The 15,723-nt window shown below is 69.4% G+C and carries 17 protein-coding genes; 13 read left to right on the forward strand and 4 right to left on the reverse strand.

The genetic code is table 11. The features are described 5' to 3' along the window. Nucleotides 1-24: 24 nt before the first annotated feature. From ABFX55_RS16470 to ABFX55_RS16480, 3 genes are read right to left on the reverse strand one after another with little or no spacing between them, the layout of a single operon-like run. Nucleotides 25-1,218, reverse strand: a complete 1,194-nt coding sequence (locus ABFX55_RS16470) for a cytochrome P450 family protein (RefSeq protein WP_346121907.1) — start codon at nt 1,216-1,218, stop codon at nt 25-27. A gap of 10 nt (nt 1,219-1,228) precedes the next feature. After that, on the reverse strand, nt 1,229-2,422 hold the full coding sequence (locus ABFX55_RS16475) for a cytochrome P450 family protein (RefSeq protein WP_346121909.1): 1,194 nt from the start codon (nt 2,420-2,422) through the stop codon (nt 1,229-1,231). A 54-nt stretch (nt 2,423-2,476) separates the two neighbouring features. Beyond that, the gene (locus ABFX55_RS16480; RefSeq protein WP_346121911.1) at nt 2,477-3,373 is read right to left on the reverse strand and encodes a peptidylprolyl isomerase; all 897 of its coding nucleotides are present in this window, start codon (nt 3,371-3,373) and stop codon (nt 2,477-2,479) included. Nucleotides 3,374-3,564: 191 nt separating this feature from the next. Between ABFX55_RS16480 and ABFX55_RS16485 the strand changes: the two genes are divergently transcribed. The 10 genes from ABFX55_RS16485 to ABFX55_RS16530 all read left to right on the forward strand — a co-directional run bounded on the left by ABFX55_RS16485 (nt 3,565) and on the right by ABFX55_RS16530 (nt 13,834). After that, entirely contained in the window at nt 3,565-4,020 is a 456-nt protein-coding gene (locus tag ABFX55_RS16485; RefSeq protein WP_346121913.1) for a DUF2231 domain-containing protein, read from the forward strand. A 9-nt stretch (nt 4,021-4,029) separates the two neighbouring features. Continuing rightward, entirely contained in the window at nt 4,030-5,334 is a 1,305-nt protein-coding gene (locus tag ABFX55_RS16490; RefSeq protein WP_446686029.1) for a replication-associated recombination protein A, read from the forward strand. Continuing rightward, on the forward strand, nt 5,334-5,714 hold the full coding sequence (locus tag ABFX55_RS16495; RefSeq protein ID WP_346122013.1) for a VOC family protein: 381 nt from the start codon (nt 5,334-5,336) through the stop codon (nt 5,712-5,714). The genes ABFX55_RS16490 and ABFX55_RS16495 overlap by 1 nt, the downstream gene beginning before the upstream one ends. A 72-nt stretch (nt 5,715-5,786) precedes the next feature. Further along, nucleotides 5,787-6,161, forward strand: a complete 375-nt coding sequence (locus ABFX55_RS16500; protein ID WP_183662147.1) for a DUF948 domain-containing protein — start codon at nt 5,787-5,789, stop codon at nt 6,159-6,161. Continuing rightward, the gene (locus ABFX55_RS16505) at nt 6,158-6,388 is read left to right on the forward strand and encodes a hypothetical protein (protein WP_183662145.1); all 231 of its coding nucleotides are present in this window, start codon (nt 6,158-6,160) and stop codon (nt 6,386-6,388) included. Before ABFX55_RS16500 ends, ABFX55_RS16505 begins: the two co-directional genes overlap by 4 nt. Before the next feature lie 20 nt (nt 6,389-6,408). Continuing rightward, nucleotides 6,409-9,081, forward strand: a complete 2,673-nt coding sequence (gene alaS / locus ABFX55_RS16510; protein WP_346121915.1) for an alanine--tRNA ligase — start codon at nt 6,409-6,411, stop codon at nt 9,079-9,081. Nucleotide 9,082: 1 nt separating this feature from the next. After that, nucleotides 9,083-9,565, forward strand: coding sequence for a Holliday junction resolvase RuvX (gene ruvX / locus ABFX55_RS16515; RefSeq protein WP_346121917.1), 483 nt, complete (start codon nt 9,083-9,085; stop codon nt 9,563-9,565). Further along, on the forward strand, nt 9,562-10,923 hold the full coding sequence (mltG, locus tag ABFX55_RS16520; protein WP_346121919.1) for an endolytic transglycosylase MltG: 1,362 nt from the start codon (nt 9,562-9,564) through the stop codon (nt 10,921-10,923). The genes ruvX and mltG (ABFX55_RS16520) overlap by 4 nt, the downstream gene beginning before the upstream one ends. A gap of 214 nt (nt 10,924-11,137) precedes the next feature. After that, the gene (gene mltG / locus ABFX55_RS16525; RefSeq protein ID WP_346121921.1) at nt 11,138-12,289 is read left to right on the forward strand and encodes an endolytic transglycosylase MltG; all 1,152 of its coding nucleotides are present in this window, start codon (nt 11,138-11,140) and stop codon (nt 12,287-12,289) included. A 714-nt stretch (nt 12,290-13,003) separates the two neighbouring features. Next, nucleotides 13,004-13,834: a shikimate dehydrogenase gene (locus tag ABFX55_RS16530; RefSeq protein ID WP_346121923.1), complete on the forward strand. Its 831-nt coding sequence runs from the start codon at nt 13,004-13,006 to the stop codon at nt 13,832-13,834. Here ABFX55_RS16530 and ABFX55_RS16535 read toward each other — a convergent pair. Continuing rightward, nucleotides 13,809-14,192: a PIN domain-containing protein gene (locus ABFX55_RS16535; RefSeq protein WP_346121925.1), complete on the reverse strand. Its 384-nt coding sequence runs from the start codon at nt 14,190-14,192 to the stop codon at nt 13,809-13,811. The two genes, ABFX55_RS16530 and ABFX55_RS16535, sit on opposite strands and share 26 nt — an antisense overlap. Nucleotides 14,193-14,320: 128 nt before the next feature. Here ABFX55_RS16535 and infC point away from each other — a divergent pair, with 128 nt between their 5' ends. The 3 genes from infC to rplT all read left to right on the forward strand — a co-directional run bounded on the left by infC (nt 14,321) and on the right by rplT (nt 15,721). Further along, a complete protein-coding gene (infC, locus tag ABFX55_RS16540; protein WP_246453727.1) occupies nt 14,321-14,998 on the forward strand; it encodes a translation initiation factor IF-3 in 678 nt (225 codons plus the stop codon). Nucleotides 14,999-15,118: 120 nt separating this feature from the next. Then, nucleotides 15,119-15,313: a 50S ribosomal protein L35 gene (gene rpmI, locus ABFX55_RS16545; RefSeq protein WP_346121927.1), complete on the forward strand. Its 195-nt coding sequence runs from the start codon at nt 15,119-15,121 to the stop codon at nt 15,311-15,313. 24 nt (nt 15,314-15,337) lie between these two features. Then, a complete protein-coding gene (gene rplT, locus ABFX55_RS16550) occupies nt 15,338-15,721 on the forward strand; it encodes a 50S ribosomal protein L20 (protein WP_183662138.1) in 384 nt (127 codons plus the stop codon). Nucleotides 15,722-15,723 lie beyond the last annotated feature (2 nt).

Below are 15,723 nucleotides of genomic sequence, written 5' to 3' on the forward strand. Positions count from 1 at the left end.
CCAGCAGCCCGGTGCGGGTTGGGTTCAGAAACGGACCGGCAGCTGGGACAGGCCGCGCACCACCGAGCCGGTCAGCCGTCGGCTCAGCTCCTCCTCCGCGCACCCCAGCGCCAGCTGCGGCAGCCGCTCCAGGAGGGTGCCGATGGCGATCTGCCCCTCCAGCCGGGCCAGAGGCGCGCCCAGGCAGAAGTGGATGCCGTGCCCGAAGGCGACGTGCCTGTTGTCGGTGCGGGTGATGTCGAGCCTGTCCGGCTCGGCGAAGACCTCGGGGTCGCGCCCCACCGCGCCGATCGAGACGTGCACCATGGCCCCACGCGGGATGCGGGTGCCGGCGATCTCCAGGTCCTCCGAGGCGAAGCGCGGGGTGGAGCGCTCGACGGGGCCGTCGTAGCGCAGGAACTCCTCGACCGCGTTGGGCAGCAGCTCGGGCTTGGCGCGCAGCAGGTCGAGCTGGTCGGGGTTGCGCAGGAGCGCCAGCACCCCGTTGCCGATCAGGTTGACGGTCGTCTCGTGACCGGCGATCAGCAGCAGGCTGAGCGTGGAGATGAGCTCCTTCTCCGTCAGCTCCTCCATCGCCACCAGCGCGCTGATCAGGTCGTCGCGCGGCTCCTGCCTGCGCTCCTCGCACATGCGACGGAAGTAGGCCGTCGTGGCGCGCGCCGCCGCCCTGCGCCGCTCGACCTCCTCCGGCACGAAGGTGGGGTTGACCAGCAGTGACGACCACTCACGGAACTGGTCGCGGTCCTGCGAGGGAATGCCCAGCAGCTCGCAGATCACGATGATCGGCAGGGGGAAGGCGAACTCGTCGATCAGCTCGGCGGCGCCGCCCTCGAAGCCGTCGATCAGCTCGTCGGTGATCGCCTGCACCCGAGGGCGCAGCTCCTCGACCCTGCGCGGGGTGAAGGCCTTGGAGACGATCCGCCGCAGCCGCGTGTGGTCGGGCGGGTCGACCGAGAGCATGTTGGAGTCGAAGAGGATGTCGTCCTCGGTGGCGACCGCCTTGAAGTAGTCGCCGAAACGTTGCATGTCCTTCGACAGGCGGGGGTCGTTCAGCGCCGCCCTGCCGTGCTCGTGATCGATGATCAGGTACGCGTCGAAGCCGGGAGGGAAGTCGATCGGGAAGATCGGACCCTGTCCGCGAAGCGAGGCGTAGACGGCGTAGGGGTCCCTGCTGAACTCGGGGGTGAAAAGGAACTCGAACGGTAGTTTCTCCGGCACGGCAGCCACCCTAGATCGTTATCGGAAGGGCAGCGAGCGATCTCAGGATGGAGCCGCTGAAGCGCCACCTGAGCTGCTCCTCGGGGCAGGCCAGCCTGATGTCGCCGAGCCGGGCGAGCAGCGAGCCGAACGCGATCTGTCCCTCCATGCGCGCGAGCGGCGCGCCGAGGCAGAAGTGGAGGCCGTGGCCGAAGCCGACGTGCCTGTTGTCCTCGCGGCCGACGTCGAGGCTCTCGGCCCGGTCGAAGGCCTTCGGATCACGGCCCGCCGCGCCGATGGAGACGTGCACGAAGCTGCCCTTCGGGATGGGGGTGCCGGCGATCTCCATGTCCTCGAGCGCGATGCGGAAGGTCGCCCGCTCGACGGGCGCGTCGTAGCGCAGGAACTCCTCGATCGCGTTGGGCAGCAGCTCGGGCTTGGCGCGCAGCAGGTCGAGCTGGTCGGGGTTGCGCAGCAGGGCCAGCATGCCGTTGCCGATGAGGTTGACGGTGGTCTCGTGGCCGGCGATCAGCAGCAGCGCCAGGGTGGAGAGCACCTCCCGCTCGCTCAGCTCGTCGCTGGTCACCAGCACGCTCACCAGGTCGTCGGTGGGAGCGGCGCGCCGTTCGGCGATCAGACGGGTGAAGTAGGCGCGCAGCGCGTCGCTGGCCTCGTCGCGGCTCCTCGCCAGCTCCTCGTTGACGGCCGGCGTGACCAGCGCCCCCGACCACCTGCGGAAATCGGCCCTGTCACGGTCGGGCACGCCCAGCAGCTCGCAGATCACGATGATCGGCAGCGGGAAGGCGAACGCGTCGATCAGCTCGACGGTGTCGCCCTCGAAGGCGTCGATCAGCTCGTCGGTGATCGCCTGGACGCGCGGGCGCAGCAGCTCGATCCTGCGCGGCGTGAACGCCTTCGAGACCACCCGCCGCAGCCGGGTGTGGTCGGGAGGATCCGACATCAGCATGTTGTCGCCGAGCACCGGGTTCTGCTGCGAGATGGCGTCGCGGAACCACTCGGGTCCGCTGGCGAGGTTCTTGGACAGGCGCGGATCGTTCAGCGCGGGCCTGGCGTGCTCGTAGTCGACGACCACGAACGCGGACGCTCCAGGGGGGAAGTCGATGGCGTGGACGGGTCCTTCGGCCCGGAGCCCGGCGTAGACCGCGTAGGGGTCGGCGCCGAACTCCGGGGAGAGGAAGAACTCAAACGGCAGCTTGTCGCTCACAGCTCCAGCGTGCCCCCGCGGCGAGTGGCGCAGGCGGGGGTGTGAGCTGAATCACTACGACAGCTGGACGTCCTTGATGACGACGGGCTGCTTCGGCACGGTCGTGCCGCCGTCGCCCGTGACGTCGTTGGGGTTGACGATCAGGTCCTTCTCGCCCGCGGCGAGGCCCAGCATCATGTCCATGCCCTCGCTGATGACGCCGAGCACGCTGTACTCGGCGGGCACCTGGGTGTTGTCGTCGGACAGCGAGATGGCGAACTGGCTGCTGTTCTGCCCGACCGCGCCCGACGGCTGGGAGATGAACACCACGCCCTTGCTGAGCGGGATGCCGACGTTCTCGTCGCCGTAGGTGAAGCCGGCCGTCCCCTGGCCGTCGGTCGGGTTGAGGCCGTCGGCCTTGGCCAGCGGGTCACCGCACTGCAGCAGGTGCACGCCGGACACGTCGGGCGTGACTAGGCGCTGGCACTTGGTGTTGTCGAAGAAGTTCTTCTTGGCGAGGAAGTTCATGGCGTTGACCGCGCACGGCGCCTGTTCGGTCATCAGGTCGATGACGATGTTGCCGCGGTTGGTCACGATGGTCATCTGCTTGAGCTTCTTGTTCGGCTTCTTGCCCGGCAGCCCGACGTACTTGAAGGGAACGGTCGGGTCGGTCTCCTTCTTGTAGGTGCAGGAGACCGGGCCCGCCGAGACCGAGGGCGCGGCCGAGGGAACCGCGGGCACGGAGGTGCTCGCCGAGGGCGAGGCGGAGGGCGTGTCCGCCGCGACGGGGGTCGCGTCGCTCTTGCCGAGCATCGTGGTGGCCGCGATGATGCCACCCGCCACGAGCGCCACCGCCACGCCCGCGCCGATGAAGGTGTTCCGCTTGGCCTTCGCGGCCTGCTCGGCCGCACGCTGCGCCTGCCGCTCCTTGTGCTCCCGAGCCAACTGGCTCTGGCGGTCTTCGCCGCTCACCGGTATTTCCTCCACGTTTGCCGACACATGACCAAACTGCTCCGCGCATGCTACCGGGGTTGGGAATGTGCTGGACGTAAGTGGCGCAAGGGGCCTCTGAGGTGGAGGTCCTGAGAAGTAAATGAGAAACGCGTCTCGGCGAACCCCGGCGTGATGAGATCCGTTGTCGATACGAGAACGGAGTTACTGACGTGTTCGACGAAATCATGGGCCTGCCCGCGCATCCGCTGATCATCCACTTCGCCGTGGTGCTCACGCCGCTGCTTGTCGCCGCCTCCATCGCCTACGCCCTCGTGCCCCGCTTCCAGCCGTACCTGGCGTGGGCGGTGGTGCTGCTCTCGCTTGCCGCGCCCGCGGCGGTCTTCGCCGCGCGGCAGAGCGGCGCGGCGCTGAAGCAGGCGCGTTTCGCGGAGGTGGAGGGGCAGCTCGGCGAGAGCATCGCCAGTCACGAGAGCTTCGCCACGCCGCTGCTCCTCAGCACGATCGGGCTCGGCGCCGCCTCCCTGTCGATGGTCTACCTGTGGCGGGCCAAGCTGCGGGTGCCCGCGTGGGCGCTGTCGGCGGTGAGCGTGGCGCTGGCCGTGGTGGCGGGCTACTACGTGTTCCGAGCAGGGGATTCGGGCGCCAGGGCGGTGTGGGGCCTGTAGGCTCCATTTGTGGAGAGTCTGTTCGATTCTGCCGCTGAGGAGGCCACCCCACAGCCCCTGGCGGTGCGGATGCGCCCGCGCACCCTCGACGAGGTGTTCGGTCAGCGTCACCTCCTCGGCCAGGGCACGCCGCTGCGCAGGCTCGTCGAGAGCGAGGCGCCGATGTCGCTGTTCCTGTGGGGTCCCCCCGGCACCGGCAAGACGACGCTCGCCTACGTCGTGGCAGGCGTCACCAAACGCCGCTTCGTCGAGATCTCCGCGGTGTCGGCGGGTGTGAAGGACGTGCGGGCGGCCATCGACACCGCCCGCCGCGAGCTCGGCATGACAGGCAGGCAGACCGTCCTGTTCGTCGACGAGGTGCACCGCTTCAACAAGGCCCAGCAGGACGCCCTGCTGCCCGCCGTCGAGAACAGGTGGGTCACCTTCATCGGCGCCACCACCGAGAACCCCTTCTTCTCCGTCATCTCGCCGCTGCTCTCACGCTCGCTCCTGCTGACGCTGGAGTCGCTGTCCGACGACGACATCCGCGCGGTCCTGCAGCGGGCCGTCACCGACGAGCGCGGCCTGGCAGGCCGCAACACGCTCGCGCCCGAGGCCCTCGAACACCTCGTACGGTTGGCGGGCGGCGACGCGCGCCGCTCCCTCACCTACCTCGAGGCCGCGGCCCTGCTGGCCGACGACATCACCGTCGAGGTCGTCGAGAAGGCCGTCGACAAGGCGGCCGTGCGCTACGACAGGCAGGGCGACCAGCACTACGACGTCATCAGCGCCTTCATCAAGTCGATGAGGGGCTCCGACGCCGACGCCGCGCTCCACTACCTCGCCCGCATGATCGAGGCGGGGGAGGACCCGAGGTTCATCGCCCGCAGGCTCGTCATCTTCGCCTCCGAGGACGTCGGCATGGCCGACAACACCTGCCTGCAGACCGCGGTGGCCGCCGCGCAGGCCGTGCAGCTCATCGGGCTGCCGGAGGCGGGCATCAACCTGGCCCACGCTGTCATCCACTGCGCGCTGGCGCCCAAGTCCAACGCGGTGGTGAAGGCCATCGGCGCGGCCTCCGACGACGTGCGGCGCGGCCTCATCGGCCAGGTGCCAGGCCATCTGCGCGACGCCCACTATCCAGGCGCCGCCAAGCTCGGCCACGGCAAGGGCTACAAGTACCCCCACGACTTCGAGCACGGCCTGGTCCGCCAGGACTACGCGCCTGAGGAGACGCGCGAGCGCCGCTACTACGAGCCCACCAGGCACGGAGCCGAGGCGGGCCTGTTCGAGCGGTGGTCCAGGATCCGCGACTTCCTGCGGGGCCTGGCGTGATGCTGCACCACGTCGAGCTGTGGGTGGAGTCGCTGGAGAAGGCGCTGCCCAGCTTCACCTGGCTGTTCGGCAGGCTGGGCTACACGCCGTTCCAGGAGTGGGAGCACGGCCGCTCGTGGCGGTGCGGGCAGACCTACATCGTGATCGAGGAGTCGCCCGCGGCGCTGCGCGTGCCGTACGACCGCATGCGTCCCGGCCTCAACCATCTGGCCTTCCACGCCGACGACGTCGACGCGATGGTCGAGGAGGCGGGGGCGCACGGCTGGCGGCTGATGTTCGCCGACCGCCATCCCCACGCGGGCGGTCCCGCCCACTACGCCGCCTACCTCGAGAACGAGCAGGGCTTCGAGGTCGAACTGGTCGGCGGCGTCCGGGCCTAGTGCGGGGAAGGCCGCGCCAGGACGCGATAGGGTCTTCTCCATTCCAGAACGCCAACGGGGACGGATCCGCTGATGCTGACCGCAGGAGAACTGGCCGGGCTGATCGTCGCCATGGGCTGGGCGATCCTCGTCTGCTTTCTCGCCATGGTGCTCGTCAAGCTCGCCCGGCTGCTCAGAGAGACCACCAAGCTGGTCTCCGACCTGAACGACAGGGTCGTGCCGCTGCTGGAGGACATGAGCATGACGGTCAACGAGGCCAACAGGCAGCTCGTCACCGTCGAGGCCATCACCAGAGACGTCAAGCAGGTCAGTGGCCACGCCGCCAAGCTGAGCGCGGTCACCCAGACCATCTTCACCGGGCCGCTGATCAGGGTCTCCGCCCTGAGCCACGGCGTACGCAGGGCCATCGAGGCCCGCAGGCACCCGCGCGGCGGGCGGCGGCGATGATCAGGCGGCTGTTCTACATGGCGCTCGGCGCGTTCGGCGCCGTCTGGGTGATGCGCAAGCTGCAGGCGCTCAAGCCCGACCATGTCGCCCGCAGGGCGGCCGACAGCGCGAACGGCATGCTGCTGCAGGTGAGAGACTTTACCTCGGACGCGCTCGGCGAGGCCGCCGACCGCGAAATGGAGTTGCGCTCCCGCTTCGGGCTCGACAACCCTGACAACACCCACTAAAGCAAAGGATGGCCGCTGTTATGGAGTCGGCAGAGATCGCCCGCCGCTTCCTGCGCTTCTTCGAGGAGCGTGGGCACAAGGTCGTGCCCTCGGCCAGCCTGATCGCTGAGGATCCGACGCTGCTCCTGGTGCCCGCGGGCATGGTGCCCTTCAAGCCGTACTTCCTGGGGCAGCGCAAGCCTCCGGCGGCCCGGCTGGCCAGTGTCCAGAAGTGCGTGCGCACCCCCGACATCGAGGAGGTGGGCAAGACCACCCGTCACGCCACCTTCTTCCAGATGCTCGGCAACTTCTCCTTCGGCGACTACTTCAAGGAGCAGGCGATCCCCTTCGCCTGGGAGCTCCTGACGAGGTCGGAGTCCGACGGCGGCTTCGCCTTCCCCGAGGAGAAGCTGTGGGTGACGGTCTACCTCGACGACGACGAGGCGATCGACATCTGGCACAACAAGGTCGGCGTGCCGATGGAGCGCATCCAGCGCCGCGGCCTCGAGGACAACTACTGGCACATGGGCGTGCCGGGTCCCGGCGGCCCCTGCTCGGAGATCTACTACGACCGCGGCCCCGAGTACGGCAGGGACGGCGGCCCGGTGGCCGACGAGGACCGCTACCTCGAGGTCTGGAACAACGTCTTCATGCAGTACCAGCTCAGCGCGGTACGCAGCAAGGTCGACTTCGACGTCGCGGGCGAGCTGCCGGCCAAGAACATCGACACCGGCATGGGCCTCGAGCGCATGGCGACGATCCTGCAGGGCGTCGACAACCTCTACGAGATCGACACCACCTACAAGATCCTCGACAGCGCCGCCGAGCTCACCAAGACCCGCTACGGCCGCGACCCGCGCGCCGACGTCAGCCTGCGCGTCATCGCCGACCACGTCCGCACCGGCACCATGCTGGTCGCCGACGGCGTCATGCCCGGCAACGAGGGCCGCGGCTACGTCCTGCGCCGCATCCTGCGCCGCTCCATCCGCAACCTGCGCCTGCTCGGCTCGGGCGACGAGCGCTACATGCACGAGCTCACCGAGGTCACCATCAACGCGATGGGCGAGACCTACCCCGAGCTCAAGGTCGACGCGCCGCAGATCCACGCCGTCATCGACGCCGAGGAGGCCTCCTTCCTCGGCACGCTGCGCACCGGCACGGCGATCTTCGACGTCGCCGTCGAGGAGACCAAGCGCAAGTCGGGCACCACGCTCTCCGGCGACCAGGCGTTCAAGCTGCACGACACCTACGGCTTCCCGATCGACCTCACCCTGGAGATGGCCTCCGAGCAGGGGCTCAAGGTCGACGAAGAGGGCTTCAGGCGCCTGATGAAGGAGCAGCGCGAGATGGCCAAGGCGGACGCCGCGGCCAAGAAGACCGGCAACGCCGACATCTCCGTCTTCGGCCAGCTGCTCGAGAACGCGGGCAAGGTCGAGTTCCTCGGCTACGACCAGACCAGCGCCGAGTCCAGCGTGGTCGGCATTCTCGTCGACGGCGCCTCGGTGCCGGTGGCGGGCGCGGGCACCACGGTCGAGATCGTGCTGGGCCGCACGCCCTTCTACGCCGAGGGCGGCGGCCAGCTCGCCGACCATGGCGTGCTGCGCACCTCGGGCGCGGAGGTCGACGTCCTCGACGTCCAGTCGCCCATCAAGGGCCTGGTCGTCCACAGGGGCAAGGTCCGCGTCGGCGAGATCCGCGTCGGCGACGAGGTGCAGGCCGAGGTCGACGTCGAGCGCCGCAAGGCGATCTCACGCAGCCACAGCGCCACGCACCTCGTGCACCGCGGCTTCAAGAACGCGCTCGGCGAGACGGCCGCCCAGGCGGGCTCGGAGAACTCTCCCGGCCGCTTCCGCTTCGACTTCACCGCCGCGGGCGCCGTGCCGCCCAGCGTGCTGCGCGACGTCGAGGACGAGGTCAACGCGGTCCTCATCAACGACCTCAAGGTCAACGCCTTCTACACCTCCCAGGCCGAGGCCAGGGCGATGGGGGCGCTGGCCATGTTCGGCGAGAAGTACGGCGACGAGGTCCGCGTCGTGGAGATCGGCGACTACTCCCGCGAGCTGTGCGGCGGCACCCACGTCCACTCCTCGGGCCAGCTCGGCCTGGTCAAGGTGCTCGGCGAGCAGTCGGTCGGCGCGGGCGTGCGCCGCGTCGAGGCGCTGGTCGGCATCGACGCCTTCCGCTTCCTGGCCCGCGAGTCGCTGCTGGTCGCCCAGGTGACCGAGCAGCTCAAGGTGCGCCGCGAGGAACTGCCCGAGCGCATCGAGGGCATCGTCACCAGGCTCCGCACCGCGGAGAAGGACCTCGAGAAGCTGCGCTCGGCCCAGGTGCTCCAGATCGCGGGCGAGCTGGCCGCGCAGGCCCATGACCTGCACGGAGTCTCCGTCGTCACCCACCGCGCGCCTGATGGAACAGGTCCGGACGATCTGCGTAAGCTCGCGCTTGACGTGCGCGGCAGGTTCCCTGGCGACCGTCCGGCGGTCGTCGTGCTCGCCGGCGTCCCCTCCGACCGCCCTGTGGTGGTTGCCGCGGTCAACGAGGCGGGACGCGAGCGAGGGCTCAAGGCCGGACGACTGGTCGGCGTCGCCGCCAAGGCTCTTGGGGGTGGCGGTGGCGGCAAGGACGATGTCGCGCAGGGCGGAGGCACCCGTCCTGAGGCGATCGACGAGGCGTTGCGCATGGTCGCTGAGACCATCGCGGGGCAGCTCGCCTGACATGAGGTTCGGCGCGAGACTCGGCGTCGACGTCGGGTCGGTCCGCATCGGCGTGGCCCGCAGCGACCCTTCGGGGATGCTGGCCACGCCGGTGGAGACCGTCAGACGCGGGCCAGGCGACCTCGACCGCATCGCCGTCCTGGTGGCCGAGCACGAGGCGATCGAGGTGATCGTCGGGCTGCCCACCTCGCTGTCGGGACGTGAGGGACAGGCGGCCGCGCTGGCCCGCTCCTTCGCTTCCCTGCTGGCCGTACGGCTGGGCGGGGTGCCTGTGCGGTTGTTCGACGAGCGGCTGACCACGGTGGCGGCGCAGCAGGGGCTGCGGGCCAGCGGGGTGAAGGCCAAGAAGCAGCGCTCGGTCGTGGACCAGGCGGCGGCCGTAGTGCTGCTGCAGGACGCGCTCGACTCCGAACGCGCCACCAGCAGGCCACCCGGCAGACCTGTCGATCCGCCCTCCGCGGCGGACGACGGGTCCGCCCTGTGAGCGGCCCGCCCCCCGACAACGATCCCCGTGAAGCCGCCGCCACCCCACCTGACGGCGGCTCCGCACCGCATGCCGCCTTCCCGCCGGACGAAGGCCCGGAGAACCCGGAGGCCCCGCCCGCCTCTTCACCCGAGCACGAGGGCTCTTCGCACGACCCCTCGACCGCGAACGAGGCGGCCTCCCAGGACGACGGCGAGGCGGATGGTTCGGCCGATGTCATCCCCTTCGACAGGCCGGCCGTCGAGGAGGAGCAGGAGGCGCCCGGAGAGAGCGAGGCGGTGGCCGGCCAGAGCCAGGTGTCGTCCGAGGACGAAGGCGGGCGTAGAGGCAGGTCGTTGCGCAAGGCCGGGTTGCTGGCCGGTGGCGCAGCAGCCGGCATGCTCGCCCTCGGCGTGGCCGGATTCGTGCTGCTCAAGCCGTACCTCAGCCCCGACGACTTCGAAGGCGCGGGAGCGGGCGCGGTGACGGTGCGCATCATGCCGGGCGCCAGCGCGGGAGACGTCGGCGCGGTCCTGGCCGACGCGGGCGTCGTCGCGAGCGCGAGGTCGTTCGTGAACGTCGCGCAGGAACGTTCCAAGGCGGGCGGCCTGCACCCCGGCCACTACCGGCTGCGCAAGGGGATGGCCGCGGGCGCGGCGCTCGACCTGCTTCTGTCCCCCCACTCGCGGGTGGTCAGGCGGGTCACGCTCCCGGAGGGCATGCGGGTGGCCGAGGCGCTCCCGCACCTGGCCAGGCAGGCGGGGATCCCGCTCAGGGACCTCCAGGCCGCCAAGCCCTCCGCACTCGGCCTGCCGGGTTACGCCCGAGGGCTCGAGGGCTTCCTCTACCCGGCGACGTACGAGGTCGACCCTGGCACGACGGGGGCCGACCTGCTCAGGCGGATGGTGAGCAGGTTCAAGGAGGCGGCCCAGGCGATCGGGCTCGAGGCGCGCGCCGCCGAGGTCCACCTCACGCCGCTGGAGGCCGTCACGGTGGCGAGCCTCGTGCAGGCGGAGGGCGGAAGGGACACCGACTATCCGAAGATCGCTAGGGTGATCTACAACAGGCTCAAGGGCGGAACCCCGCTCCAGCTCGACGCCACCGTGACGTACGCACTGGGCAGGAGGACGCTGAAGGTGTCGCTGAAGGACACCAGGGTCCGCTCGCCGTACAACACCTATCGGCACAAGGGCCTGCCTCCAGGACCCATCGCCAATCCGGGAGAGAAGGCGCTGATGGCGGCGTTGCACCCGGCGGAAGGTGACTGGTACTGGTTTGTTACGACGGACCCGGAGCATAGAATCACGAAATTCACCGACAAAGAGAGTGAGTTCGTGAGATACCGGGAAGAGTTGAACGATTACCTCGGGACGCATTGATGCTCATAGGGACACCCCCCGTCCCGCCGAGACCCCGGCCCAGGCCGGGGGCGCTCGCGCTTCCCGTATCCCCTAGCATGGCTACGCACCGTGATCTCCGCTGGTCATCGCCCCAAGGCTGGCGGATCCCCCCGTTCGGCTCGGTAACCCCCACCGGTTTGGCACAACCCCTTGACGCCAGGCCGTTCCTACCGGGAGATTGGCCAGCGCACCTATGAACGATCTCGACATGGACTTCCTGCTCGGCGCCGAGGACGACGAAGGTCGGACCCGGGGCCGCTCTCGTGATTCCGCCAAGTCGCCCCGCGGGCGCCGCCGGCGCAGGCGCCGCAACCGAGGTGGATTCCTCGCCCCCCTGCTCGCGATGATCGTCCTGGTCGGCATCATCGGCGGTGGCGGCTACTACGGCTACCTGTGGCTCAGCGACGCCCTGGTGCCCGACGACTTCAAGGGCCCCGGCACCGGTCAAGTGGTGATCGAGGTCAAGGACGGCCAGAGCGCCTCCGACGTCGCCAAGACGCTGCAGGCCCAGGGCGTCGTGGCCAGCGAGCGCGCGTTCACCAACGCGATCGCCAGCGCGGGCAAGAGCTCGGCGCTGCAGCCAGGCCAGTACACCCTCAAGAAGGGCATGTCGGCCGCCACGGCCGTCGATCTGCTGGTGTCGGGCAAGAAGCTGCAGAACACCGTCCTGATCAAGGAGGGCGAGCGGCTCAGCTCGGTCATCGCCATCCTGGCCAAGCAGACCAAGAAGCCGGCGGAGGAGTTCTTCGAGGCGGCCAAGGACAAGGAGGCCATCGGCCTTCCTCGCTACGCCAGAGGGCTCGAGGGCTACGCCTTCCCCGCGACCTACCAGTTCGAGCCGAACGCCTCGGCGACCCAGATCCTCACGCAGATGGTCGACCGCTACACCCAGGCTGCGGGCAAGACGAACCTGGAAGAGGCGGCCAAGCAGCTCGGCCACACGCCCGCGGAAATCATGACGATCGCGAGCATCGTGCAGGCCGAGGCGGGCACCCGCGAGGACATGCCCAAGATCGCGGAAGTGATCTACAACCGGCTCGCTCTCAAGCCGCCGATGAATCTGCGGATGGACAGCACCGTCATGTACGGGCTCAAGAAGTACGCCATCGAGGCGAGCAACGCCGACCTGAAGAGCACGTCGAAGTACAACACGTACATGTACCAGGGCCTGCCGCCAGGGCCGATCGGCAACCCTGGGGAGCACGCGATCGAGGCCGCTCTCAACCCGAGCGAAAGCGGCTATCTGTACTTCGTGACGACGGACCCCAAGAACAAGGTCACGAAGTTCACGGCGCGTGAAGACGAGTTCTGGAAGCTCAAGGCCGAGTACGAGCGCAACAAGTAGCCGCCCCCGCGGGCGAGCCGAGTCTCGCCCGCGAGCCTTTCGTCGCGGCAGCCCCGGGCCCGCCCAAGAGCGTTCCCTCACACAGCCGCAGGCCCGCGCGCGAGCGTTCCTCACGAAGCCGCCGGTTCGCCCGGGGGCGTTCCCTCACGAAGCCGCCGGTTCGCGCGCGGGCGTTCCCTCACGAAGCCGCCGGTTCGCGCGCGGGCGTTCCCTCACGAAGCCGCCGGTTCGCGCGCGGGCGTCCTCCTCGGCTGTACGGCAAGGCCCCGTCATGCTCCCCGGTGGTCACCGCTGACCGTCTGCCCGGCCGACGCTCCTCGGGCGCGACGGTGACCCACCGTCACGTCGCCCGTGAAGAGGTCCACGCGGAGCGGCCGCCCAGCCCGTGAGGGCGGCCGCGTGTCACCCTCGGCCTCCACGCCTCGTCCGCCGATCGCGCCCTTCGCCCCGACCTCCTTCCTGGTTCGCCTTCACCTCGCCCGCAGGGGCCGCGGGTGAGGCGGCCTTCGGGTGTCCGTGACGGCGGCCGGCCACGTGCGCTCGGTGAGGCGTATCCCTGGAGGGAGCCCGGCCCCGTGACCACGGTGGCGTCAGGGGGCCTGCCGTACAGGGGCTGGGGTTGTGACACAGAAGCGGCCGGCGACGGTTGTTCGGGCGGGATCGGGTGGGGGCGGTAGAGTCCTGGGGATTGGTCGGCGTGGGGGAGGAGCGGGCGTGCGGACGACGGGACGGGCGGCGGTGCTGGGGTCGCCGATCGCGCACTCGCTCTCGCCCTACTTGCACAGGGCGGCCTACCAGGCCATGGGCCTGACCGGCTGGACCTACGAGGCGCACGAGTGCGACGAGGCGAGGCTGCCTGCCCTGCTCGACTCGGCCGACTGGGCGGGGCTCTCGCTGACGATGCCGCTCAAACGAGCCGTGCTCCCGCTGCTCGACTCGGTCTCCGACCTGGCCGTCGAGGTGGGCGGGGCCAACACGGTGGTGTTCACCGACGGCGTGAGGCACGGCGACAACACCGACGTCTACGGAATCGAGCGAGCGCTGGGCGAGGCCGGGGTCCCCGCGCCTGGCTCGGCGCTGGTGCTTGGCGCGGGCGCGACCGCCGCCTCGGCGCTGGCGGCCCTGCGCAACCTGGGCCTGCGGACCGCGACGCTGGTGGCGCGCGACCCCGCGAGGGCGGGGGAGACGATCGAGGTGGCCGAACGGCTGGGGGTGGCCCTCGCGGTGGCGTCGTTCGACAAGCTCGAGGCGCTGCTGGACGTTGATCTGGTGGTCTCCACGCTGCCGGGCGGCGCGGCCGACTCCTTCGCCGGTCAGCTCGCGCGCGTGCCCGCGCTGTTCGACGTCGTCTACGCCCCCTGGCCGACCCGCCTGGCGGCCTCGGTGGAGGCGGGAGGCGGGAAGGTGGTCGGCGGCTTCGCGATGCTGCTGCACCAGGCCGTCAGGCAGGTGGAGCTGATGACAGGTCGCCCGGACGTGCCGGTCGAGGCGATGCGCGCGGCGGGCGAGGCCGAGATCCTCAGACGGGCCACTCGAACGGGTTGACGACCTCAAGGTCCAGCCCGGCGAAGTCCTTGGTGTTGCGAGTGGCGAGCGTCCAGCCGTGGGCGCGCGCCGTGGCACCGACGAGACCGTCGATCACCGGCACGGTCCGCACGGCGTTGAACCTTCCCCACTCCTCGGCCACTTCGGCGGTGACGGGGGCGATCCGCAACCCGAACTCGTTCTGCAGCCGCGAAAGCCAGGACTCGAAGGCCGCGGCCTGCGCGGGATCGCGTCGCCGCGATCTAATCTGTCTAGATGGTAGCTCTCTCGATGCCGGCGCTGGGGGAGAATGGAGAGGCGGGATGATTCGGCGCACGCGCGTGGTTGTGGTAATGTAGCTCTCTGATCGGTCCGGCATGCCTGCTGGACGCGCAAGCGGAGGTCCCCCTCCCACCTGTGTCACCGCGAGGTGGCCGGGTTAAGGATCACGCCGGACTACTCCGGGGAGCTTACGGCCATTCGAGCCGCCAAGCTCAGTGGCCCCGCATGCGCGACGTGCGGGGCATTTTCGCGTTTAGACGCGCGCCGATGCCCGGCACGATCGAGCGCGTAGGGATCGCATACCTAGGAGGCCCCATCAGCACTGAGCCCCGCATCAACGAGCGCATCCGTGTGCCCGAGGTTCGCCTCGTCGGCCCGAACGGTGAGCAGGTCGGCATCGTGTCGATTCACGATGCACTGAAGCTCGCTCAGGAGGCCGACCTCGACCTGGTCGAGGTCGCGGCCACGGCTCGTCCGCCCGTGTGCAAGCTCATGGACTACGGCAAGTTCAAGTACGAGTCCGCGATGAAGGCGCGCGAGGCGCGCAAGAATCAGGCGCACACGATCATCAAGGAGATCAAGCTCCGACCGAAGATCGACCCGCACGACTACGAGACCAAGAAGGGTCACGTGGTGCGGTTCCTCAAGGCCGGGGACAAGGTCAAAGTCACGATCATGTTCCGCGGACGTGAGCAGTCGCGTCCCGAGCTGGGTTTCCGGCTCCTCCAGCGGCTGGCAGAGGACGTGACGGAGCTCGGCTTCGTCGAGTCCCAGCCGAAGCAGGACGGTCGTAACATGATCATGGTGATCGGTCCGCACAAGAAGAAGGCCGAGGCCAAGGCCGAAAAGGCCGCGGCAAAGGCACAGCGCGGCGACGAGGAGCTCTCCGAACCGGAAGAGTGACCCGCAGTTGGGGTTAGCCTTACAGGCAACCCAGCCAGCGCGCCAGAGGAACAAGCCGCAACCGGGCCGGCCCGCACCGGCCCGGGATGTCGGCACGGACGAATTGAGGAGAGACGGCTGATGCCGAAGATGAAGTCGCACAGCGGTGCGAAGAAGCGGTTCCGGGTCACCGGCACCGGCAAGATCGTTCGTCGCCGGGCGAACCGCAAGCACCTGCTTGAGCACAAGCCGTCCACCCGCACCCGCCGGCTCGCGCCGGACGTGGTGATGTCCGACGCCGACACCAAGAAGATCAAGAAGCTGCTCGCTAAGTAGCGCAAGTCCCCGGGGAGATACAACATGGCACGCGTGAAGCGGGCGCTCAACGCCAAGAAGAAGCGCAGGGTCGTCCTCGAGCGGGCGAAGGGTTACCGTGGCCAGCGGTCGAGGCTGTACCGCAAGGCCAAGGAGCAGATGCTCCACTCGATGACCTACGCCTACCGTGACCGCAAGGACCGCAAGGGCGCTTTCCGTCGCCTGTGGATCCAGCGGATCAACGCTGCGGCTCGTCAGAACGGCATGACCTACAACCGCCTGATCCAGGGTCTGCGTCTGGCCAACATCGAGGTCGACCGCAAGATCCTCGCTGACCTCGCGGTCAACGACAGCCAGACCTTCGCGACGCTGGTCGAGGCCGCCAAGAAGGCTCTGCCGGCGAACGTGAACGCCCCGGCTGCGGGCTGACC

Source organism: Nonomuraea roseola, assembly GCF_039535395.1.
Taxonomy (GTDB): Bacteria; Actinomycetota; Actinomycetes; order Streptosporangiales; family Streptosporangiaceae; genus Nonomuraea; species Nonomuraea roseola.

Excerpts from the sequence above, each read along its gene's own strand:
- mltG (WP_346121921.1), top strand. The coding sequence starts at position 11,138 with ATGAACGATCTCGACATGGACTTCCTGCTCGGCGCCGAGGACGACGAA.
- ABFX55_RS16495 (WP_346122013.1), top strand. The coding sequence starts at position 5,334 with ATGCTGCACCACGTCGAGCTGTGGGTGGAGTCGCTGGAGAAGGCGCTG.
- ABFX55_RS16535 (WP_346121925.1), bottom strand. The coding sequence starts at position 14,192 with ATGCCGGACCGATCAGAGAGCTACATTACCACAACCACGCGCGTGCGC.
- infC (WP_246453727.1), top strand. The coding sequence starts at position 14,321 with ATGCGCGACGTGCGGGGCATTTTCGCGTTTAGACGCGCGCCGATGCCC.
- rplT (WP_183662138.1), top strand. The coding sequence starts at position 15,338 with ATGGCACGCGTGAAGCGGGCGCTCAACGCCAAGAAGAAGCGCAGGGTC.
- ruvX (WP_346121917.1), top strand. The coding sequence starts at position 9,083 with ATGAGGTTCGGCGCGAGACTCGGCGTCGACGTCGGGTCGGTCCGCATC.
- ABFX55_RS16505 (WP_183662145.1), top strand. The coding sequence starts at position 6,158 with ATGATCAGGCGGCTGTTCTACATGGCGCTCGGCGCGTTCGGCGCCGTC.
- rpmI (WP_346121927.1), top strand. The coding sequence starts at position 15,119 with ATGCCGAAGATGAAGTCGCACAGCGGTGCGAAGAAGCGGTTCCGGGTC.
- alaS (WP_346121915.1), top strand. The coding sequence starts at position 6,409 with ATGGAGTCGGCAGAGATCGCCCGCCGCTTCCTGCGCTTCTTCGAGGAG.
- ABFX55_RS16500 (WP_183662147.1), top strand. The coding sequence starts at position 5,787 with ATGCTGACCGCAGGAGAACTGGCCGGGCTGATCGTCGCCATGGGCTGG.